Annotated in this window: 19 protein-coding genes; 9 read left to right on the top strand and 10 right to left on the bottom strand. The window is 62.0% G+C overall.

Annotated features, from left to right (window positions below):
* Nucleotides 1-114: 114 nt before the first annotated feature.
* The 6 genes from EO99_RS0117375 to EO99_RS0117400 form a co-directional block, all read right to left on the bottom strand.
* Nucleotides 115-1,707: an FAD-dependent monooxygenase gene (locus EO99_RS0117375; protein WP_029619878.1), complete on the bottom strand. Its 1,593-nt coding sequence runs from the start codon at nucleotides 1,705-1,707 to the stop codon at nucleotides 115-117.
* Between the two features lie 40 nt (nucleotides 1,708-1,747).
* On the bottom strand, nucleotides 1,748-3,187 hold the full coding sequence (locus EO99_RS0117380; RefSeq protein ID WP_029619879.1) for an aldehyde dehydrogenase family protein: 1,440 nt from the start codon (nucleotides 3,185-3,187) through the stop codon (nucleotides 1,748-1,750).
* Between the two features lie 10 nt (nucleotides 3,188-3,197).
* A complete protein-coding gene (locus tag EO99_RS0117385; RefSeq protein ID WP_029619880.1) occupies nucleotides 3,198-4,214 on the bottom strand; it encodes an amidohydrolase family protein in 1,017 nt (338 codons plus the stop codon).
* 166 nt (nucleotides 4,215-4,380) lie between these two features.
* Nucleotides 4,381-5,160 (bottom strand): IclR family transcriptional regulator, encoded by a 780-nt coding sequence (locus EO99_RS0117390; RefSeq protein ID WP_029619881.1) that lies wholly within the window; start codon nucleotides 5,158-5,160, stop codon nucleotides 4,381-4,383.
* On the bottom strand, nucleotides 5,157-7,103 hold the full coding sequence (locus tag EO99_RS0117395) for a TRAP transporter permease (RefSeq protein WP_235776862.1): 1,947 nt from the start codon (nucleotides 7,101-7,103) through the stop codon (nucleotides 5,157-5,159). Before EO99_RS0117395 ends, EO99_RS0117390 begins: the two co-directional genes overlap by 4 nt.
* Before the next feature lie 5 nt (nucleotides 7,104-7,108).
* Nucleotides 7,109-8,065: a TAXI family TRAP transporter solute-binding subunit gene (locus EO99_RS0117400; protein WP_029619883.1), complete on the bottom strand. Its 957-nt coding sequence runs from the start codon at nucleotides 8,063-8,065 to the stop codon at nucleotides 7,109-7,111.
* Between the two features lie 181 nt (nucleotides 8,066-8,246).
* Here EO99_RS0117400 and EO99_RS0117405 point away from each other — a divergent pair, with 181 nt between their 5' ends.
* Nucleotides 8,247-9,968 (top strand): thiamine pyrophosphate-requiring protein, encoded by a 1,722-nt coding sequence (locus tag EO99_RS0117405; RefSeq protein WP_029619884.1) that lies wholly within the window; start codon nucleotides 8,247-8,249, stop codon nucleotides 9,966-9,968.
* Nucleotides 9,969-9,989: 21 nt separating this feature from the next.
* Here the strand turns inward: EO99_RS0117405 and EO99_RS0117410 are convergent, their stop codons facing one another.
* The gene (locus EO99_RS0117410; protein WP_029619885.1) at nucleotides 9,990-10,745 is read right to left on the bottom strand and encodes an IclR family transcriptional regulator; all 756 of its coding nucleotides are present in this window, start codon (nucleotides 10,743-10,745) and stop codon (nucleotides 9,990-9,992) included.
* Nucleotides 10,746-10,945: 200 nt separating this feature from the next.
* Here EO99_RS0117410 and EO99_RS0117415 point away from each other — a divergent pair, with 200 nt between their 5' ends.
* The 7 genes from EO99_RS0117415 to EO99_RS0117445 are packed head-to-tail and all read left to right on the top strand — an operon-like array spanning nucleotide 10,946 to nucleotide 18,939.
* Nucleotides 10,946-12,520 (top strand): ABC transporter substrate-binding protein, encoded by a 1,575-nt coding sequence (locus tag EO99_RS0117415; RefSeq protein ID WP_029619886.1) that lies wholly within the window; start codon nucleotides 10,946-10,948, stop codon nucleotides 12,518-12,520.
* 56 nt (nucleotides 12,521-12,576) lie between these two features.
* On the top strand, nucleotides 12,577-13,431 hold the full coding sequence (locus EO99_RS0117420) for a hydrolase (protein WP_029619887.1): 855 nt from the start codon (nucleotides 12,577-12,579) through the stop codon (nucleotides 13,429-13,431).
* Nucleotides 13,428-15,038, top strand: coding sequence for a gamma-glutamyltransferase (gene ggt / locus EO99_RS0117425; protein ID WP_029619888.1), 1,611 nt, complete (start codon nucleotides 13,428-13,430; stop codon nucleotides 15,036-15,038). The genes EO99_RS0117420 and ggt overlap by 4 nt, the downstream gene beginning before the upstream one ends.
* A gap of 14 nt (nucleotides 15,039-15,052) precedes the next feature.
* The gene (locus tag EO99_RS0117430; protein ID WP_029619889.1) at nucleotides 15,053-16,027 is read left to right on the top strand and encodes an ABC transporter permease; all 975 of its coding nucleotides are present in this window, start codon (nucleotides 15,053-15,055) and stop codon (nucleotides 16,025-16,027) included.
* A 2-nt stretch (nucleotides 16,028-16,029) separates the two neighbouring features.
* The gene (locus EO99_RS0117435) at nucleotides 16,030-16,941 is read left to right on the top strand and encodes an ABC transporter permease (protein WP_029619890.1); all 912 of its coding nucleotides are present in this window, start codon (nucleotides 16,030-16,032) and stop codon (nucleotides 16,939-16,941) included.
* The gene (locus EO99_RS0117440) at nucleotides 16,941-17,912 is read left to right on the top strand and encodes an ABC transporter ATP-binding protein (protein ID WP_029619891.1); all 972 of its coding nucleotides are present in this window, start codon (nucleotides 16,941-16,943) and stop codon (nucleotides 17,910-17,912) included. Before EO99_RS0117435 ends, EO99_RS0117440 begins: the two co-directional genes overlap by 1 nt.
* Nucleotides 17,905-18,939 (top strand): ABC transporter ATP-binding protein, encoded by a 1,035-nt coding sequence (locus EO99_RS0117445; protein WP_029619892.1) that lies wholly within the window; start codon nucleotides 17,905-17,907, stop codon nucleotides 18,937-18,939. The genes EO99_RS0117440 and EO99_RS0117445 overlap by 8 nt, the downstream gene beginning before the upstream one ends.
* A gap of 51 nt (nucleotides 18,940-18,990) precedes the next feature.
* On the opposite strand, the gene EO99_RS28780 is transcribed toward EO99_RS0117445, so the two are convergent.
* Nucleotides 18,991-19,182 carry a hypothetical protein gene (locus tag EO99_RS28780; protein ID WP_456238898.1) on the bottom strand — a complete coding sequence of 64 codons (192 nt, stop codon included), beginning with the start codon at nucleotides 19,180-19,182 and terminating at the stop codon, nucleotides 18,991-18,993.
* Between the two features lie 67 nt (nucleotides 19,183-19,249).
* Between EO99_RS28780 and EO99_RS28495 the strand changes: the two genes are divergently transcribed.
* The gene (locus EO99_RS28495; RefSeq protein ID WP_051679936.1) at nucleotides 19,250-19,471 is read left to right on the top strand and encodes a zincin-like metallopeptidase domain-containing protein; all 222 of its coding nucleotides are present in this window, start codon (nucleotides 19,250-19,252) and stop codon (nucleotides 19,469-19,471) included.
* A gap of 11 nt (nucleotides 19,472-19,482) precedes the next feature.
* Here EO99_RS28495 and EO99_RS0117455 read toward each other — a convergent pair whose 3' ends face one another.
* Together EO99_RS0117455 and EO99_RS0117460 are read right to left on the bottom strand one after the other, a co-directional pair.
* Nucleotides 19,483-20,718, bottom strand: coding sequence for a type II toxin-antitoxin system HipA family toxin (locus EO99_RS0117455; RefSeq protein WP_029619893.1), 1,236 nt, complete (start codon nucleotides 20,716-20,718; stop codon nucleotides 19,483-19,485).
* Nucleotides 20,711-21,307, bottom strand: a complete 597-nt coding sequence (locus EO99_RS0117460; protein ID WP_029619894.1) for a helix-turn-helix domain-containing protein — start codon at nucleotides 21,305-21,307, stop codon at nucleotides 20,711-20,713. Before EO99_RS0117460 ends, EO99_RS0117455 begins: the two co-directional genes overlap by 8 nt.
* Nucleotides 21,308-21,437 lie beyond the last annotated feature (130 nt).

Here is a 21,437-nt window from a genome sequence, read left to right on the forward strand (position 1 = left end):
GATCGGAGTGTCCCCATCTACTACGGCAATTTTGCGCATTCACAGGCACATGACCCCCTCATCTGGCACGTCGCATTGCAGCCCAGGAACCGCAAGCGCCGCAAGCCACCTCGGTCACTGCGATGAGCCGGTTGCCTGCGCCAGAATTCGCCTGGCAGACAGCGGAGGTTCCTCAGATGCCCAGGTGATGAAATGGTCTGGACGGACGAGGATGTAGCGCGCTTCATAGTTATCTTGGGCTTTCCCGCCATCATCCAAAGCGATGTCCAGTGGCACACCCATCTGTTCTGCGGCAGCGGCAAACTCCTTCAGGACCACATCATCGCCGTCGTAAGCGACAAGTGTGAAGCCGGACGAGAGGCATTCGAAGATGTTTCGACCGTCGGACTGGAGTTGCGGAGCCAGATGGCAGCCCGCCACCGCCCGGTATTCATGCGTTCCAACAGCACTGACGCTGTCACCCTTCTTCCCGCAGACGATCGGTGAGCCGCGGTAGTTTGGAGAAAAGGCGTTCACCTCCGCGCGTGCGCCGCTTCCCCGCGCCTTCCATTCGGCTTCGAACGCCACCCGGTCGCGGGCAGGATCAAAATTCTCCAGGAATGCCCGGTCGCTTTCGATCGACTTTTCGATGAAATCGCGTGCCGTCGAGACGAAGACCGGCCGGCGCTCCTCGTCATAGCTGTCGAGCAGGCTATCTCCGCCCCAGCCCTGCAGCCGCGCTGCAAGCTTCCAGCCCAGGTTGCGGGCATCCTCGAAGCCGGTGTTGATCCCATAGCCGCCATAGGGGGGATGACTGTGCGCCGCGTCGCCGGCAATGAAGATGCGCCCCTTGCGGTAGCTGTCGGCCGTCGCGATCCGCAGGTCCCAGAAGCCGACATGCTCGAACTCGATATCGAATTCGGCACCAACCGCACGGTGCAGATATCCGCTGAAATCAAAATTGTCCCTGGTGGTTCCTGGCGGCACCGGCGCATGGAAGAACCAGGTATTGCCGAGGTCGACGCGACCGAAGAACTGCCAATAGCCTTTCAGGTCCGGATGCAGGACATTGTAGAAGGACTTGCCGGGAAAGCGCTTCAGCAGTTCGTGCAGCCCGGTGGAGCGGAAGACGAGCAGCACCATCAACCGGTCGTGATCGGACTGGGTCTGGGTGATGCCGGCCTTTTCGCGGATGACGGAACGGCTGCCGTCGCAGCCCACGGCATAGGCGCTCCGCAGGCGGCGCTCGCCGACGCCGTCGCGGCAGGCAAGGGTGACGGTGACGCCATCCTCGTCCTGCTGCACGTCCTCTCCGGTCCAGCCGTAAAGGACTTCCACCGATGGCAGCGTCTTGACCCGCTCGCGCAGCACCTCTTCGGTGCGATACTGCGGCAGGCGTTCGTTGTCGGTGAAGTAGTAGGGCCGCACCAACTCCCGCTGCAGCCAGTCGTAGTGATAGTCGCCGGTCAGCGTGCCATAGGCGGTCAGCCCGCCGATACCGTATTCCTTCGGCACGGTTCGCGCCGCCCGAAGCTCCTTTTCGATGCCCCAGGCATGGAAATGCTCGACGCTGCGCTGCGTCAGGTTCTGGCCCTTCGGCACCTGCTGCGGCGTGGGGTAGCGTTCCACGAGGACGGTGCGGATGCCGCGTTGCCCGAGCTCGATCGCCAGGCCGGTGCCGACCGGTCCGCCGCCGACGATGACGACGTCTGCCGTATTCTCTTCCATTGTCGTTTCCCGTCTTGCGTCACTGCCGGGCGCGGGCGCCTCAGACGACGCCAGCTTCCAGGTAGACATGCTTGGTTTCAAGAAAGTCGTTGAGGCCTTCCGGTCCGTGCAGCCGGCCGAGGCCGGAATGCCGGTAGCCGCCGGTCTCTCCCTCCGCAAACAGCCGGCCATGGCAGTTGAGCCAGATCGTACCAGCACGGATCGCCCGTGAAACGCGCGTCGCGCGCGAAAGGTCGTGCGTGAACACGCTCGCGGCCAGACCGTAGCGGGTGGCGTTGGCCTTGGTGACCGCCTCTTTCTCGTCCTCGAAGGTCTCGATCGAGACAATCGGCCCGAAGAGTTCCTGCTGCACCAGTTCAGATGCCGTATTGTCGATCCGGAAGAGGCTCGGCGTCATGAAGGCGCCCCGGTCGAGCGTCCTGCCGCGCAGGATAAGCTCGCCCTCGTCGGCCGCCTGCTCGATGATTCGGGCGATGCGGCTCTGGTTTGTCAGATCGATGAGCGAGCCCATCTGGCTCTGCGGATCGGCCCCCGGCCCGGTGCGGACGGCGGAGAAGGCGGCCGTCATCCGGGCGGTGAAATCCCGCTCAATGGAGCGGTGCACGAGGAAGCGGGTGGCGGCGACGCAGATCTGGCCGGCCATGACCAGCGCGCCGCCGGTGAGTTCCCGCACGGCCGCATCCAGATCGGCATCCTCGAAGATGACGGCAGGCGCCTTGCCGCCGAGCTCCAGCGACAACCGCTTCAACGTCTTTGCAGCGCCTGCCATGATCCGCTTGCCGGTGGCGCTCGATCCGGTGAAGCTGATCACGTCGACCGCGTCGGAGGCCACCAGCGCCTCGCCGACTTCGGTGCCGTACTCGTTGACCGAATTCACCACGCCTTTCGGCAGCGACGGGCAATCGTGCAGGCATCGCATCACCCGGTGGTGGACGAGCGGCGTCTGCGGCGCGGGCTTGATCACCACCGTGCAGCCTGCCGCCAGTGCCGGCCCGAGCGAACGGACAAGAAGAGTGACCGGCGCGTTCCACGGCACGATGATCGCCGCCACGCCTGCAGCTTCCCGGTTCATCGTCGAGAAATTGCCGGGCGCCGTCTCGATGGTGCGGCCGAGGATGGTGCGGGCGAGCCCGCCATAGTAGCGCGCTTCCGAAATCGCCCCCATCGTCTCGCCGAGCGCCTCGCGTCGCAGCTTGCCGTTCTCCGCGACGATCAGGTCGGCGATCTCGTCGCGGGCGGCCTCCAGCCGATCGGCGAGTTCGAACAGTACCGCTGCCCGCAGCCGAGGCGAGGCGGCCCAGCCTGTCTGGTCGAAGGTCTCCCGCGCCACGGCGACGGCCTGGTCGGCAAGCGCCGCCGTGCCGGGGCCGTAGTGGCCGAGCACGCTGCCGTCGGCAGGATTGGTGCTTTCGGCCGTCCCGCTGCCGGCGATCCATTCGCCGTTGATGTAGTTGTCCGCGTTTAGAAGGTGCGCCAGCATGCCCGTTGCCTCAGATCTTCAGGCCGAGAAGTGCGACGGCATTGTCCTGATAGAGCTTGCGGCGAACCTCGTCCGAGACCTCCAGTTCGTCCAGGATGCGGATCGTCTCGCGGATGTACATCGGGCCGCCTTCTGGATCGAAGGGCGCATCGGACGCGAACATGACATGGTCCTCGCCGAAGAACTCGATCGCGTGTTCGATCGCCTTGCGCGAACCGAAACTGGCGGTATCGGCATAGAAATCCTTGAAATACTCCAGATGCGGTCGCTTCAGCGAACGGCGCACGGCATCGAGATCCCGGTCCGTCGTGCGCTTGCCCATCTGGTCCCATCCGGCGCCGACGCGGCCTTCGAAGAAGGGGATCATGCCGCCGGCGTGATGGGTGATGACCTTGAGGCCGGGATGCCTGTCGAAGACGCCGGAGAACACCAGCCGCGCCATGGCGGCGGATGTCTCGTAGGGCCAGCCGAAGGTCCACCAGATCTCATATTCGGAGCGCGTCTCGCTGAGGTAGTCGGGAAAGTTCTCGCCGCGGGCCGGATGCAGCCAGACCGGCTTGCCGACCGAGCCCATGTATTCGAAGAAGGGCTCGAACTCGGGCAGGTCCAGCGGCTTGCCGGAGACATTGGTGAAGATCTGCATGCCGACGGCGCCGAGTTCCTCGACGGCCCGCTTTGCCTCGCGGACCGCAGCCTGCGGGTCGTTCAACGCCGCCGTGCCGATAAATGCGGGAAAGCGTTCCGGATATTTCTGGCACAGCTCGGCCAGCGAGTCGGAGCCGATGCGGCTGAGGTCGTGGGCCTTGTCCGGGCCGGCGAGCTTCTCGAGCGGCGGCGAGGCGAGCGACAGGACCTGCTGGTAGTCGTCGCCGAACATGTCCATGACCTCGAACCGGCGATCGAGCTCCGTCATCATCGGCACCGCGCCGGAGCGCATGGTGATGTCCGTCATCGTGCCGATATGATCGATCAGCGCGTTGAAGAAGGGCTTTGGCCAGATGTGGTTGAATATGTCGATCTTCTTCATGGGTGGCCTCCTCCTTGCCGCTCTGGCGGCGCCGGGAAACTGCTTTTCCACGTCGCCATCCCAATGGAGCGAGACTGGCGACGATGCCGCAAGCTCTCTCCTCCCGTTGCCCAAGATGCGGAGGCAGGAAGATCAAGTCAACAGATAATCTCTCTATATGAGATTTTTAACGATCTGAGGATTGGTGCCGATGGGCAGCGAGGGCGGCACTGATCTCGCTGCCCGCATGGCGAACCTGCTGGCCGATCTGGTCGATGGCGGTGCCGTTGACGAGGCTTCCGGAAATCGTGACGCAGACGCTCGCAATCGGGCTCCGGCCTGCGTCGAAGACCGGCGCCGCTATACCCACCACGCCGGGCGTCACCTCGCCATAGGCGACGGCAAAACCAGTCTTCCGCACGCGTTTCAGGCTTTCCTGTACGTCGTCGAGTGTATTGCCCAGCCCAACCGCCACCATGTCCGCCATGGTCTTCTCGATCAGCGGAACGAGATGCCGTTTCGGCAGGAAGGCCACGATGGAGCGCCCGATCGCCCCGCGGCCGAGCGGCATGGGCCGGCCGCGCGCATAGGAGGTGACGGGGTTCTTGATGGAGCTGCGCGAGTCGACGCAGAGGATCTTGTCGCCATACCAGCGCACCAGCAGAGCGGTGCAGCTGTATTGCGACGTGAGAAACTCGAGATGCGGCAGGCCGTGGAGGATCAGCGCATCCGACTTCCTCAGCAGATAGTCGAGCTCCACGATCTTGGGGCCCAGCGTGAAGCCGGTATTCGGCATGGAGGTCAAGAGGCCAGCCGACTTCAGGATCTTCAGGTAGCGGTAAAGGGTCGGGCGGCTGTAGCCCAACGCCTCCATCATCTCCTCCGGCGTCCATTCAAGACGGTCTTCGGTGAAGACCTCCAGCACTGCCTGGAGGCGTTCGAGACTGTTTGCCGTCTTTGCTGTCAAGTCGCCGCCTGTTCCATCGCTTTCCTGCCGTTGAGATAGGCCAGTATCATTGCTGTGATCCCGACCACAAGTCCCACGGCATCGGTATAGATGGCGCCGGGGAATGCGCCTGCCGGGATGAGGGCGAGCATGCCGGCAACGGCAAACACGCCGCGCATCAGCGGCGAGAGGCGCCGCGCAAAATAGCCGGCCAGCGCCGCTGAGACCAGCCACATGCCAAACGTCGCGGTGACCACCGCCCATGCCACCTCGCTGGTCTCGCCGATCAGGAGCAGGCTCGGCGAATAGGCGAACATGAACGGAATGACGAAGGCGATCCAGCCGAACTTGCAGGAGGCAAATCCCGTCTTCACGGGATCGGCCTTGGCAATGCTGGCCGCCGCAAAGGACGCGAGTGCGATCGGCGGCGTGATCATCGACATCATGCCGAAGTAGAGCACGAAGAGGTGGGCCGCCATCGGATGCAGCCCCACCTCCACCAGTGCCGGCGCGACCAGCGAGGCAAGCAGCACGTAGACTGCGAGCGTCGGCAGGCCCATGCCGAGGACGATGCAGACGATGGCGGACATCAGCAGCAGGACGATCTTGCTGCCGCCGCCCAGCTGAACCAGCGCATAGGTGAGGTTGAAGCTGAGACCGGTGATGTTCATCACACCGATGACGATACCGGCGGCGGCCGAGATGACGATGATCTCGACCACCGCCTCGCCCGTCTCGACGATCGTGCCGAGCATCTTGCGCAACGAGGCCCGCATGCCGTCATAGCCGAAGATTGCGGCCGTCACGGCGACGCTGGCGCAGGCGAGGAAGGCTGCCCGTTCCGGCAGCCAGTTCATCCAGAACAGCGCATAGATCAGCAGGACGAACGCCAGGATAAAATGCAGGCCGCCGATGATCGTGCGCTTGCCCGGCATCTCGTCCTGGGGAGCGCCCTTGATGCCGAGCTTGGCGGCTTCGAGGTCGGCCTGGATGAAGAGCGCACCGTAGTAGAGCAGGGCCGGGACGAGTGCCGCCAGGGCGACATCCGCATAGCCCACCTGCAGGAACTCCGCCATCAGGAAGGCGGCCGCGCCCATGACCGGCGGCATCAGCTGCCCACCGGTGGAGGCCACCGCCTCGATGGCGGCGGCCTTGTGAGCCGGATATTTGTCGCGCTTGATCATCGGGATGGTGACGACGCCGGTCGCCACGACATTGGCGACGGCAGAGCCGGAAATGGAGCCGAACAGCGCAGAGGCGAAGACGGCGATCTTCATCGAGCCGCCGCGGTAGCGACCCATGGAGATCAGTGCTGCGTCGGTGAAGAACTTGGTGCCGCCCGTGGCGCCGAGAAGGGCTCCGAAGAAGATGAACGCAACGACGATCGTGGCGCCGACGGACAGCGAGAGCCCGAAGATGCCGTTGACGTCATAGGCCATGTAGCCCGCAAGCTTCTGCCAGTCCTGGGGGCGTCCCGCCAGCCGACCGGGGACGATGTTTCCGAACATCGCATAGAGCAGGAAGACGATCATGATCGCGACCAGCACCCAGCCGGTCGAGCGCCGCAGTCCCTCCAGAAGCAGGACCAGCAGGATGATGCCGGGAAGCCAGGCCTCGATGGGGCGGGTAAATACGAAATTGACGACGGTGGCGTAGTTGAGGGCGATGAAGATGGCTGCGCCGAAACTGAGGATGGCCCCGGCCGCGTCGTGCCAGGGCAGGGCCTCGTCCCACCGTTTTACCCGATCTGGCCTGTAGAGCATGAAGGTCAGCGGCAGCGTCAGCGCCAGGATGACCGCCAGGAACTGCTGCGGATAGTAGGAGACGCCCATCATCCGCGGCACGCCCAGCGACCATGCCATGGCGGTGAGGGTGATGGCTGCGGCGAGTGCCGCAGCCAAAGGTCTCCAGAGCCAGGACGGGATGCTGCCGAACGGAGCGTCCATCGGAGGTTTCGCGTCCACGGCCCTTACTCCTTCCAAAGGCCGACTTCCTTGTAGAAGCGGATGGCGCCTGGGTGGTATTCGCCGGGCGTCGTATCGCCAACCATGTCCTTGGGCTCGAATGCGGCAAACGGCGGGAAGGCGGCCTGCATGGCGTCCTTGCTCTCGTAGAGAACCTTGGTCATCCGGTAGACGGCTTCTTCGTCGGCCTCGGTATTGGTGAAGACCAGCTGCGGGTAGGCGATGTAGCTGCCGGTTTCCAGCACGCCGGGATTGGCAGGGCCGGGCTCCATGGTCACCACGTATCCCGACTTCCAGTGCTGGCGGATCGCCGCCTTTGCCTCTTCGGTGTCGGGGATCGTCAAGGCCCGCAGTCCGCCGACGGCGGCGTCGGCCTCGCGGACCTTTCCGGCCCCGTGGGCGAAGATGAAGCCGACGCTCTCGCCGGAGATGAAGGCATCTGCACCGGCAACCACGCTCGGCACCTGTACGGGCTGCATGTCGGCGCGGCTCAGCCCGGCGGTCGCATAGATCGCGTCGAGCTGCGGCAGGATGGTCTGCTGCGCCGTATAGCCATCGACCATCGGCTTGCCCTTCAGGTCCGCCGTGGTCTTGATGTCGCTGTCGGCGCGCACGAAGATCGCCTCCTTGATCGGCATGATGAGGCCCACGACGCGCAGCCTGTCGTTGACGCTGCCGGCAAACCAGGCCTCGCCCGACAGCGCATTGTTGAATTCCTCGAGATTGCCGACGCCGAACTCGACGTCGTTCTGGTTGACGAGCGGCATGTACTGGTTCGGGCTCGTGGCAGGCTGGATCGTCGCATCCAAGCCGGCGTCATTGGCGGCCTTGGCGACGGCCGTGCCGATGTTGTGGAAGATCGAGCCGGGGTTCGAGGTGGCGATGCCCACCGTCTGGGCGGACGCGCTGCCGAACGCGGCGAGGCCGGCCGCAAGTGCGGCCGCAAAGAGCTGATGCTTCATGTCGTTCTCCTCCGCTTGCTTTCCTCCATCGGCCAAGCAACCGATATAAAATCTCACTCTGAGAGATTATTGACAGATCATCTCTTGCCTTTCCGCATTTTACAAGTGCATTTTGGAGCCTCTCGAGTTTTCCGCAGGACGGGGGGATGGTCTTGCGGATGTTCACGGTTGGGAGGACCTCATGGACATCACACACGAATACGCGGACACGCCGGTGGCCGAGACCGGCGCCGAATCCCTGCTGCGGGGGCTCAAGCGCAATGGAATCGACTACATCTTCGCCAATGCCGGGACGGATTTTCCGCCGATCGTCGAGGCCTTCGTGCATCTCGATGAAAATGAAGCTCCAACACCGATCCTGGTGCCCCACGAAACCGCAAGCGTCGCCATGGCGCACGGCTACTACCTGGTGACCGGCAGGGCCCAGGCCACCATGGTGCATGTGAACGTCGGCCTGGCGAACTCCGTCATGGGCGTCATCAACGCAGCGAGTGACAACATCCCCGTCGTGGTGCTGTCTGGCCGCACGCCGATCACCGAAAGTGGCCGCCGCGGCGCGCGGGTCACGCCGATCCAGTACGGTCAGGAAATGTACGACCAGTCGTCCATGGTCAGCGACGTCACGAAGTTTCATTACGAGATGCGCTATCCGGAGCAGGGCGACCTGCTGGCGACCCGGGCGACCCGCCTTGCTCTCAGCGAACCTCGCGGGCCTGTCTATGTCAGCCTGCCGCGCGAGCCGCTGATGGAGACGGTTCCGCCCGCTGCCGCGCGTCCGGCCTCGCCCCAGGCCGTCTCGTCGCTTGCCTATCCTGACCCCGAAGCGATCCGCCAGGCCGCCGCGTGGCTTGCCGAGGCGCGCGCACCGTTGCTTATCTGCCAGCGCAGCGATGCCGGCGGAAAGGCTGCCGCTGAGATCCTGCGGCTTGCGGAGGACTTTGCGCTTCCGGTCGTCGAACCGTTTATGGTCCGCAACGTCATGCCCTCCGGCCACCCGATGTTCCTCGGCCACGATGTCAAGGCGCCGCTCGCAGAGGCCGATGTGGTGCTGGTGGTCGACAGCGCCATCCCCTGGATCGAGTCGCTCCATCGACCGGGCGACGCGACACGGGTCATCCACCTGGGGCCGGACCCGCAGTTCCAGCGCATGCCCATTCGCGGCTACCGCAGCGATCTTTCCATCGCCTGCGATCCGGCGGCCGGCATTGCAGCGCTTGCCGGGGCCATGCGGCCGCTGGCCGGCGATGCGCAGGAGCGCCGCCATGCCATCACGGCCCGCGCCAGCCAGCGCCGCGACCGGGCTGACGCGCTGGCGCGCGAGGGCGGCGAAAGCCCGATGACGGCCGAGTGGATGAGCCGCTGCATATCCGACGCGATGGACGAGAATGCGCTGGTGTTTTCCGAACTCGGCGTCGTGCCGGAGGTGATGCAGGTCACCGGTCCCAACCGTATCTTCAACAACCCGCATTCCGGCGGGCTCGGCTGGGGACTGCCGGCAGCGCTCGGCGCCCAACTCGCCGACCGCGACAGGCTCTGCATCGCCTGCATCGGCGACGGTTCCTACATGTTCGCCAACCCCGTCGCCTGCCATCAGATCGCCGAAGCGCTGCAGCTTCCGGTGCTGACGATTGTCAAGAACAACGGCATCTGGAATGCCGTGCGCCGCTCCGTCGTCGCCAGCTACCCGGACGGGGCCGCCGTCAGGGCAAACAGGATGCCGCTCGTCTCGCTGGAACCGTCTCCCGACTATCGGCAGATCGCGGCGGCAAGCCGGGCCTATACCGAAAGAGTTGAGCACGGCCGGGACCTTCCCGCGGCATTGGAACGGGCGATCGGCGTCATCCGTCGCGAAAGGCGGCAGGCCATGCTGGAACTGAGGATCGCAGTGTCGGACAGGCAATAAATACCCGCATGCAATCATCTCTTACCAGCCAAGCCCGGTCGATATCTGCTTGCTGGCATCGCGAAGCAGCGCCACAAAACGTTGAAGGTCGCTCTCCTGCGTGCGGAAGGCGGGAGCGGCAATGTTCAGTGCAGCGACCGCCGACCCATCGAAGGCCAGTACCGGCACCGCCACGGAAACGAGTTGCTCACTCACTTCGCCACGGCTGATGCAGTAGCCAGCGTTGCGGATGGTCTGGAGTTGCGCTGCCAGCCGCACCGGATGGGTGATCGTGCGCGGCGTGAAGCGGTCCAGCTGGCCTGGAAACATCTGCTGCTGAACCTGTGGTGGGAGAAATGCCAGCAGCACCTTGCTGGAGCCCGCATGGAGCGGCCGCCTCCGGCCGATCATCGCGTGAACCCTCAGGTCTCTGCTGGGCTCGAACTTGGCGATACAGAGAGCTTCCGAGTTGTCGATGATCCGAAGCTGGACGGTTTCGTTCACCTTCTGGCCGACATCCTCCATGATGGGACTGGCGATTCTGACCAGGTCGACCTGGGTCGAGGCTGCTGTTCCGAGAACGAGGATGGCGTTTCCCAACCGAAATCCCCCCTTGGGGCTCTTCTGAACCATTCCACGGTGTTCCAGTGTACGTAACATTCGTAGGATGCGCGGCTTTGTTTCGGTCAGCGATCGGGCGATTTCAGACAGCCTGATGTCCGGATGCTTGGCAACCTCCATCAGGACGGAGATCGCGGTATCAACCGACTGAACAATATGTTCTTTTACAAGGCTCATACAACCTCTCTTGTCGCTGTTGGCAGGCCTGGCCAGGGTATCTTACGCGCTTTCTGAGCGTGGTTCGACAAGCGTAACATGGCTTATTTGTGTTTGACAGCCTCGAACGGATTTCTAACAATCCTGTGACAAGCGGAACCTACCGCAGAGAAGCCGGCGAAAAGACCGGTGACAGGTTGAAGCCTATCAAGAGAGGGACCATGACCAACATGATCGTAAAGTCCGCAGCGGTTGCGCTGCTTGCCACCGTCGCCATTCCGGCCATCTCCCTGGCGCAAAGCGCGCCGCTGATCATTGGAATGTCGACGACGCCAACGACGCTTGATCCTCACGAGGACAGCTCGGCACCTAACAACGCCACGTCTCGGCACATCTGGGACAGCCTCATCAATCTCACGGGCACCTCGGCCAACGAGCCTGAACTGGCCACGGCGTGGAAGGCAATCGATTCCACCCATTGGGAATTCAAGCTGCGGGAAGGGGTGAAGTTCCACGATGGCAGCGCGTTTGACGCGCAAGACGTGGTCGCTTCGCTGTTGCGGGCGCGTGACAAGCCGAGCCAGGGCTTCGCCTCCTACACGCGCAATATCGTGGCCGTCACCGCAAAGGACCCCATGACGGTGGTGATCGAAACCAGCGTACCCGATCCGCTGCTTCTGAACTCGGTCAGCCGTGTTCGGATCATCAGCTCCGACTGCGCCGACGCTTCGGTTCAGGAGTTCGACACCGGCGCATGCGCGATCGGCACGGGTGCTTACGCCTTTTCTTCCTTCACCCCGGGTGACCGCCTGGTCCTCAAGCGGAACGACGACTATTTTGCGGGTCCTTCACACTGGTCGGATGTCACGCTTCGGTTCCTCCCGGACGACGGTGCGCGGTTGGCGTCGCTGCTCTCAAACGAGATCGAAATCGTCGAAGCGCTTCCGGCCGACGGCATGGCCCGCGTCGAGGAGAGTGATGACCTGCAGGTCATCAACGGTCAGTCGTCACGCCTGGTCTACATGGGCATGGACGTCAGCAAGGATGTCTCGCCCTTCATACAGGCGGCAGACGGCTCTCCGCTCGACACCAACCCGCTGAAGGACGAGCGCGTTCGCCGCGCTATCCTGATGGCCATCAACCGTCCGGCCATCGTCGACCGGGTCATGCAGAAGAACGGCACGGTTGCGGATCAGTTCGTGGCCGAGGGTTACATGGGCCATTCGGATGCCGTCGAACCGGTGGGTTACGATCCGGAGGCTGCCAAGGCGCTTCTTGCCGAGGCCGGCTATCCGGATGGTTTTAGGATCACGGTTCACGGCCCCTCCGGTCGCTACGTCAAGGATAGCGAAGTGGTGCAGGCAGTTGGCCAGATGCTGGCCCGGATCGGCATCCAGGCCCAGGTCGAAGTGCAGCCATGGTCGATGTACTCGAACGCTTATTCGGAAGGTGCCTTCAGCATGTTCCTCGGCTCCTGGGGCGTCAACACCGGTGAAACGACCAATCCGACGGTTGCACTGGTTGCAACCCGGAACGAGGAGAAGGGAACGGGCCGTTACAATGGCGGCGGCATCTCCGATCCTCAGATCGACGAGGTTCTGGCCAAGGCAAGCTCGACGCTTGACGAGGCGGAACGCGGGCCATTGCTCGAGGAACTGTCGGAGCTCACCTTCGGCAAGCTCTGGTTGCTGCCGATGCACTACGAGAACGTCGTGCTGGGCGCCAAGTCCTCTGTTCGTTACGCGCCGCGCGGTGACAAGTACACGCTCGCCTACTTCGTAGAGCCCGCTGAATAACGGTGGCAGGGGAAGGCGGCTGGCGCCTTCCCCTCTCTTTTTTCCAGGAGACCAGAATGCAGGAACTCGGTACGAGCGGCGCGGCCGCCCGGGCGCGGGCCATCTATGACTACGGACAGACGGCAATCTTTGCGTCCTCTGCGGATCCGCGACTTCATCTTCTTCTCTACGTGCCGCCGGCAGCGGCCGAAGGACGGAAGGTCGATCTTCTTGTTGCGGTCCACGGAACCGGGCGCACTTCGGCCATTGACTTCCGTGACGGTTTCTCGGAATTCGGCCTCTTCCATGATTGCGCCGTGCTGTGTCCGATCTTCCCGGTAAACGTCCTCGGGGACGGTGCACGATCCGGCTACAAATACATGCAGGAAGGCGACATCCGCTACGATGAGGTCGTGCTTTCCATGGTCGCCGAGATGGCTGCGAAATATGATCAGGACTGGTCGAAATTCGCGATCTTCGGCTTCTCCGGCGGCGGTCATTTCGCGCACCGCTTCGCCATTCTTCACCCGGAAAAACTCTGGGCGGCCTCGATCGGAGCGCCCGGATCGGTGACGCTTCTCGATCCGAGCCGCGACTGGTGGGTGGGCATCCGCGACCTCGAGGCGCGCTTCGGCAAGGCTTTCGATGCGGAAGCGCTCGCCAGGGTGCCGGTGCACATGGTGGTCGGAGACGCGGACCTCGAAACATGGGAAATTTCCCACAAGCCGGGAAGCGCCTACTACATGGATGGCGCCAACGATGCCGGTGCGACGCGACCGGAACGACTTGACGCTCTGGCAGCCTCGTTCCGGTCCTCCGGCGTCAATGTGACAGTCGACAAGGTCGCCGGCGTATCCCACGACCGCATCAAGGTGCTCGGTCACGTCAAGGCATTCCTGGCAAAGGTCCTGTCCGAAAGGCGCGCAGCATGAAGAATGCGACCATCGTTGCGCCACAGCCTGAAGCTGTCGAGGCGGGAGCCGCTGTCCTGGAGCGCGGCGGCAATGCCGTCGATGCGGCACTGGCCTGTGCCTTTGTGCAAGGCGTCGTCGATCCACAGATGTCGGGCATCGGCGGCTTCGGCTCCATGCATGTCTACATGCCCTCCAAGGGCGTTCACGACATTCTCGAGTTCTATGCCCGTGCTCCGCTTTCCGCGACACCGGACATGTGGACGGACAAGGTTGTCGGCGAGAGCCGCGACGGCTTCGGGTATATTCTCGACGGCAATATTTCCGATATCGGCTACCTGGCCGTCTGTACGCCGGGTTCGCTGAAAGGCTATGAGACGGCGCTACGGGACTACGGCAGTTTCGACTGGGCCGACATTATCGCGCCGGCCATCCAGTATGCCCGCAACGGCTTCATGATCCGCAACCACATGCACTGGTACTGGAGCAAGGACCAGTCGTCCGACGGTTTTGCCAATACGCAGGACAAGCTCCTGTTCTCCCAGACGGGCCGCGACGTCTATTTCCATCCGGACGGGCGCCTGCGCGATGTCGGGGAAATTCTGCGCAATCCCGACATGGCCGACACGCTAGAGCGGGTCGCCAGAAGCGGTGGCTCCGACATCTTCTACAAGGGAGAGATTGCAGAGCAGATCGCCGACGACTTCGCCGCCCATGGCGGGTTGATCACACGCGACGATCTTGCCGCCTATCAGCTTTCGAAGACGGCGCCGATCTGGGGCGATTACCGGGGGCACCGGGTTGCCACGTCGCCGCCTCCAGGCTCCGGCTTCTCGATGATCGAGTTTCTTCACATCATGGAGAATTTCGATCTCGGCGCCATGACGCACAGCGGTTCGGAACATGTGAAAATATTGTTCGAAGCGATGAAGCGCATGACGGTCGACAAGGACGCTCACATGGGCGATCCGGAGTACGTCGATGTGCCGTTCGAGCCGCTGGTGTCGAAGGCCTATGCTTCGGAACAGGCACATTCCATCATGGCAGGCGAGCGCGCCATGGTTCGTCGTCTCGACAGGTCCCAGCGCGAGACGACCCATGTGTCCGTCATCGACAAATATGGGAACGCCGTTGCGATGACCCATACGCTCGGCAGTCCTTCCGGCGTCATTACCGACGGGCTGGGCTTCATGTACAACGGGACAATGAGCCGCTTCAATCCGTTTCCGGGCAAGCCGGGGTCGATTGCCCCTGGCAAGCGGCGGCCAAGCTCTGCTGCGCCAACGATCGTCTTCAAGGGTGAAGAGCCCTATGTGGTGGTCGGAGCGCCGGGCGGAAGCTATATCGCGCCGACGGTGGCCCAGTGCCTGATGAACATCATCGACTTCGACATGTCGGTGCTGGAGGCTGTCGTGGCGCCACGCGTCATTGGCGTCTCCAACAAGGTCGATATCTGCAATCGCATCCGGCGTTCGGTCGAAAAGGAACTCCAGGAGATGGGCTACGATGTCGCGCGCTCGCCTCAGACCTATGCGTTTGCCGCTCTCCACGCGATAAAGATTGAAAATGGTGTATCTGCAGGTGCCGCCGACCCACAGCGCGATGGTCTCTCATTGTCCGTGAAGTAGGAGAAGCAGGCAGTATGGCAGTTTCCCTCATTCGGCGGTTGATACAAGCGGTCTTTGTCATTCTGGCGATGACGATCATCGTCTTCATCGGCGTCAACGTCATCGGCAATCCGGTCGATATCCTGATCAATCCCGACGCCAATCAGGCGGAGCGGATGCGCGTGATCGCTCACTACGGTCTCGATCAGCCCCTGTGGAAACAATATCTTCTGTTTCTCCAGGGGCTGACGCAGGGTGACTTCGGCGACAGTTTCGTCTACGGGCGGCCAGCGCTGGGTCTCATCCTGGAGCGGCTGCCGGCAACCCTGGAACTTGCCATTTCTGCCTTGCTGCTCGCGCTCGTTGTCGGGCTACCGCTCGGGCTTTACGCGGGGCTCTATCCCAACCGCGTGTCCTCGCGCCTCATCATGAGCGGCTCCATCCTCGGGTTTTCGCTGCCGACCTTCTGGGTGGGCCTGATGCTGATCATGGTTTTTGCGGTCGAGCTGCGCTGGCTTCCGACCAATGGTCGGGGCATGACTGCAGAATTCCTGGGCGTGCACTGGTCCTTCCTGACAAAGGATGGCCTGTCACATCTCCTTCTGCCGGCCTTCAACCTGGCTCTGTTCAAAACCTCGCTTATTCTCAGACTGACCCGAGCCGGCGTCCAGGAAGTTCTGCCGCAGGACTATATCAAGTTTGCGCGCGCCAAGGGCCTGTCCCACCGTCGGATCATCTTCGTGCACGTGCTCAAGAACCTGATGATTCCGCTGGTAACGATCATCGGGCTCGAGTTCGGATCGCTGATTGCTTTCTCGGTCGTGACCGAGAGCATCTTTGCCTGGCCGGGCATGGGCAAGCTGATCATCGACTCCATCAACCTCCTCGATCGGCCCGTCATCGTGGCCTACCTGATGATGATGGTGATCCTCTTCGTCAGCCTGAATTTCATCATCGACGTCTGCTACACACTGCTGGACCCTCGCGTCCGGCTGGATGCGAAGGCATAGACATGACCAACCTTCCTCTTCCCGAGCACTCTGCGCCACCGCTGGAGCCCGGTCGCCTGCAACGTCAGTTGCGGCTGTTTGCCCGATCGCCGGGGGCAATGGTCGGGATTGTGCTTCTTTCCGTGATCGTCTTGCTTGCGGTGTTTGCGCCGCTGATCGCACCGCAGGATCCCTATGACCTCACACAGCTCGATATTCTGGACGGCCGCCTGCCGCCCGGCTCGGAATCCTTCTCCGGTCTGACCTATCATCTTGGCACCGACAGCCAGGGACGGGACATCCTGTCCGGCATCCTCTACGGATTGAGGACATCTCTGATCGTCGGGGTGCTCTCCGCTTTCGCCGCGGCGATCATCGGAACGACCATCGGGCTGGTCGCCGCCTATGTCGGCGGTCGCGCGGAAAGCGCGATCATGCGGCTGGTGGATCTGCAACTCTCCTTCCCGACCATTCTGATGGCCTTGATGATGCTTGCAGTTCTCGGCAAGGGCGTTCTCAACGTGGTGATTGCGCTGATCATCGCGGAATGGGCAACCTATGCCCGTACCGTTCGCGCCACGGCGCTGGTGGAGCGCGAGAAGGAATACATCGAGGCTGCGGAGGCGTTCCGCCTGCCGCGCTGGCGCATCCTGTTCCGGCATCTTCTTCCCAACTGTCTTGCACCGGTGATCGTGATCGCCACCATGCAGGTTGCCCGCGCGATCGGCCTTGAGGCGACACTCTCCTTCCTGGGTCTTGGCGCTTCGGTGACGGAGCCGTCGCTCGGCATGCTGATTTCCACCGGCTATCAGTATCTCCTCACCGGGCTCTACTGGATCAGTTTCTTCCCGGGGATCGCGCTCCTTGTCACCATCGTCTCCATCAATCTGGTGGGCGATCGGCTGCGCGATGTCCTCAATCCGAGGAACGCGTAATGGCTGCTCTTCTCGAAGTTCGCGACCTGGTGACGGAGTTCGGAAAGGGTCTCGGCCTGCTTGCCGTCAATGGTGTTTCCTTTTCGCTGGAAAGGGGCAAGGTCCTCGGTCTCGTGGGGGAGTCCGGATCGGGAAAATCTGTGACCGGCTTCTCGATCATGCGTCTTCTCGACAAGCCGGGGCGGATCGCGTCAGGCCAGATCCTGTTTGATGGCGTCGACCTTGCGAGCCTCTCGGAAGGCGGCATGCGCTGCTTGCGCGGCAAGCGCATTGCCATGGTCTTCCAGGATCCGATGATGACGCTCAATCCGGTGCTGACGATTGGAACGCAGCTCGTCGAAGCGGTCCTCGCGCATGATTCCGTGTCGCGGGAAACCGCGCGACAGCGCGCCCGGGATGCGCTGGGCCTTGTCGGGATCCCGAGCCCCGAGGAGCGCCTCTCGGCCTATCCGCACGAGTTTTCCGGTGGCATGCGGCAGCGGGTGGCGATCGCCATTGCGATCCTTCACCGCCCCGACCTCATCATTGCCGACGAGCCGACCACGGCGCTGGATGTGACGATCCAGAGCCAGATCATTTCGGAGTTCCAGCGGCTTACCGAGCAGTCGAACACGTCGGTGATCTGGATTACCCATGACCTTGCAATCGTGTCCCGGCTCGCGGACGATATCGCCGTGATGTACGCGGGCAGGCTGGTCGAGACCGGAGGGATCGCGCAGGTGCTGGGCGACCCCCGTCACCCCTATACGCGCGGCCTGATCATGTCGGTGCCGTCCCAAAACAGGCGCGGGCAACCTCTCCGGCAGATCCCCGGGATCACGCCTGCACTCAACCGCTTGCCGCCGGGATGCAGTTTCAGGGCGCGCTGCGTTCGTGCAACGGCCGAATGCGCGGTCATGCCTGACATCTCCTGGGATAGCGGGCGTGCCTACCGCTGTTTCCATCCTGTGGCGGGAGCCTTAGATGACTGACGATACGACACCTCCGCTGATCGAGGCCCGGCATGTCTCCCGGCGGTTTGGAGCCAAGCCGGATCTTGCTGCGAAGATCGCCATCAAGCTGGGTCTGGCAAAGCCGCCGTCCACCGTTCATGCGCTTGACGATGTCAGCCTGAGCATCCGCAAGGGCGAAGTCGTCGGCCTGGTGGGCGAAAGCGGCTGCGGCAAGTCCACTCTGGGGCGGGTCATTGCCGGGATTCTGGATCCAAGCGAGGGACAGATCGTCTGGAAGGGCAGGGACCGGAGCGCCCTGGGAGCAAGCGAACGCCGCGCCTCGGCTCTTGCCACGCAGATGATCTTCCAGAATCCCATGGCTGCACTCAACCCGCGCATGACCATCGAGGATATCGTGTCGGAGGCGCCTCTCACGCACGGGCTGGTCCCGAAGGGCGAGCGCCGGGACTACGTGGACCGGTACCTCCAGTTTGCCGGCTTCGACCCGGCCCTGAAGAACCGATATCCGCATCAGTTCTCGGGTGGACAGCGTCAGCGTGTCAACATTGCGCGCGCTCTGGCGGTGCAGCCGGATTTCCTCGTCTGCGACGAAAGCGTCGCTGCCCTCGATGTCTCGATCCAGGCCCAGGTGATCAATCTCTTCATGGAATTGCGCGAAAGGCTCGATCTGACCTACCTGTTCGTCAGCCATGACCTGGGTGTCGTGGAACATATTTCCGACCGTGTCGCCATCATGTATCTCGGACGCATCGTTGAAGAGGCACCGGTCGAGGAGGTGTTTCAGAGACCAAATCATCCGTATACGCAGGCTCTCCTGTCTGAAATCCCGCGCATCGAGCTCACCAAAAGGCAGTTCAAGGCCATTCAAGGAGAACTGCCAAGTCCTCTGAACCCACCCAAGGGCTGCCATTTCCATCCCCGCTGCCCGTTCGTCATGGATCGCTGCCGCGTGGAGGTTCCAGCCACGATCGAGATTGCGCCGCGGCACTGGTCTGCTTGTCATCTGAACAGCAAGGCGGGCACCGGAGCCGAAGCTCTAATGTGAAGTGCTCCTCCTGATGCGGCAACAGAAGTGGTTGCTGTATCAGGAGGCGGCTCAAGGCATTGATGTCAGGCTGAAGCCTTCGTGAAGGCAACAGGCGCCGTCGTCGAGGACGGTGGCGATAAAGCCTGCTATGTCCCGGCGGCTGATATCATCCGCATGCCCGAGCGCCGCCGCTTCACTGGCACTTTCACCACAAGCGCCGCCGAAGGATTTTAAGGCACGCCATGTCATGAACTCACGCACTGGTCGGGCTCGAAAAGCGCGCCGTTCACGCGATCTTTTTGCGAGATTCGGCACTGAAGCCTATGCCATGGAAGAGCTTGTCGCCGAACTCGGCGCAGCCTTCCTGTGCGGCGATCTTGGTCTGGCGCCCGAGCCGCGTCTCGATCACGCCCAGTACATCGAGAACTGGTTGACCGTGCTGAAGTCCGACAAGAAGGCGGTTTTCACCGCAGATTCCAAAGCCTCTGAGGCCAGCAACTGGCTGATGTCTCTGGCTTCCCATCATCGTGAAATGGAGGATGCGGCTTAGGCCGCATCCCGTCACTCTTTGCCGGTGACAATCGGCAAAGTCGTGAGATGCTTGTCGATGGTCCCGATAACATCTTGGTGCATGGGAAGGTTGGCCTTTTCGGTCTCCCATCGCGCCATGAAGAGCGCGACGGTTTCCTTGGCTGTGTCGAGCACGAGTTTCTTGGGCAGGTGTGCCTTTGCCGAGAGATGCGCCAGCTCGTCCAACGTAAACCCGGCGAACTCCTTCGTCCGGCTGAAGGTCAGCGCGGATTTGTCGTTCGCGATATACGCGATCGTGGACACGAAGTCATAGGCTGGAGCGAGGCGTGCGTTTCGGCGATCAGGGTAGATGAGCGACCAGTTTTTCAGGTGCATGTCGCCGTTGCCAATTAGGACAGTGAACGTCAGGCGGCGGATGAATTCGGCCACATCATCCTGATCGGATTCTGAGGCGATCACCGATATCAGATTGCGGTAACTGGCTCTCTTGTACTTGTTCTCGGGATAGACGTTAAAGACCTGCGCGAAATCCTCGATATGGGTGACGCTGCCATCGTCATTGCGATCGAAGCGTTCGATGACGAAGGCCTGTTGCCCGATCTTCTCAATCCCATCCGGCAGATTGCCGATCGATCGCACATCGATCAGCCCGATCGCCGGCACGTTGATCCCGACCATCCTGGCAAGGCTCATCATCGAGAATTCGTTTTCCGGGACGTTGGCAAACTCGCGAGAGGGGAGTTTGACGATCCGATTGCCGCCGACGCCGCTTGTCGGAATGGTCAGGCCGCCGCTTTCACTTTGTACCGCCGAGAATTTGAGCTGCACACCTGCCAATGAAAATCGCATGGCATCGTCTGCCGCTTCTTGGGCGGCTTCACCTTCAAGGACGTTATGCGCCTCGTCTGGCCATTCTTCGCCGTCCGCTGGAACGACGGTGATCGCGCCGGGCAGATCCTGCCCAAGCACCCGCAAGAGGAAGAACTCGCGGTCAATATGGATGTCTGCCTTCTCAGCCAGGTAGCGGCGCAGATGACCCTCTGGGAGGAGGTTCGAGAAGTAGGGCATCAGCTTGGTTCTATATGGCCGAAAATCCGTGATCAGCTCGCCAAAATTATCTTTGAATTGGAGGCCGAGGGTCGGTCTTTCTGGGTTCGCGACATAGGCATCGTTAAACGCAAAGAGCGTCTTCTCGGCTCCGACATAGGTAATCGTGCCGATTTCTTCGCCATAAAGGCGCACGCTCAGAACAGAGACATCAGGCATCGTCGTCCTCCTCATTTAATGAGTAGGCTGGACGGTTGGCTTGTCGTTGTTCGCTTGTAGGCTTGAAGTGGGCAATCTGGTTGCGGAGCGCCTTCATGCTGCTAGCGGCCTCGAAGATGCCCTTCCACTGCTCTGTGATATTGGCGCGTTCAATGGTGTGCCGCAGCGAGCGGAGATTGTCCAAAAATTGAGTGTCGATATGGAAGCGCTGGAGTGATGCTGTAGCTTTGCGCAGCTCATCCAGTTCCGGCAGGGTCGGCGCATCAATCTGAAGAGTGCGGATTGCCTTTTGCAGCTGCTGCATTTCTTTGCTGATCGCGGGCGGTTGGATCACAGTGCGATCCGTCGTTTGGCGCGTAATCGATTTGATCGCAGGCACTGCCTTGCGTGGTACCAGGGCAATCTCCAAATCAAGCGCGCTGGCAATCGCGACGAGGCTCGACAGACGCAGATCAACGCTGTTGGATTCGATCCGCGAAATCTGCGCTTGCGGGACGCCAGCCAACCGGCTCAATTCGCGTTGGCTGAGCTGTTTGGCTTCTCTGGCTTCGCGTAGGCGGTGCGCGATCTCTTGGGTTTCATATCTCATCGATGTTTATTTTCGCATCAGTTCTCATATTTGATGTCGTTTACGATATCACGAGATTGCCGTTTCCTCAACCTGATGTTTTATCGTCATCAAAACAACAATGTGATGCTTTATTCGACATCAGTACTTG

Source organism: Pseudorhizobium marinum, from assembly GCF_000705355.1.
GTDB lineage: Bacteria > Pseudomonadota > Alphaproteobacteria > Rhizobiales > Rhizobiaceae > Neorhizobium > Neorhizobium pelagicum.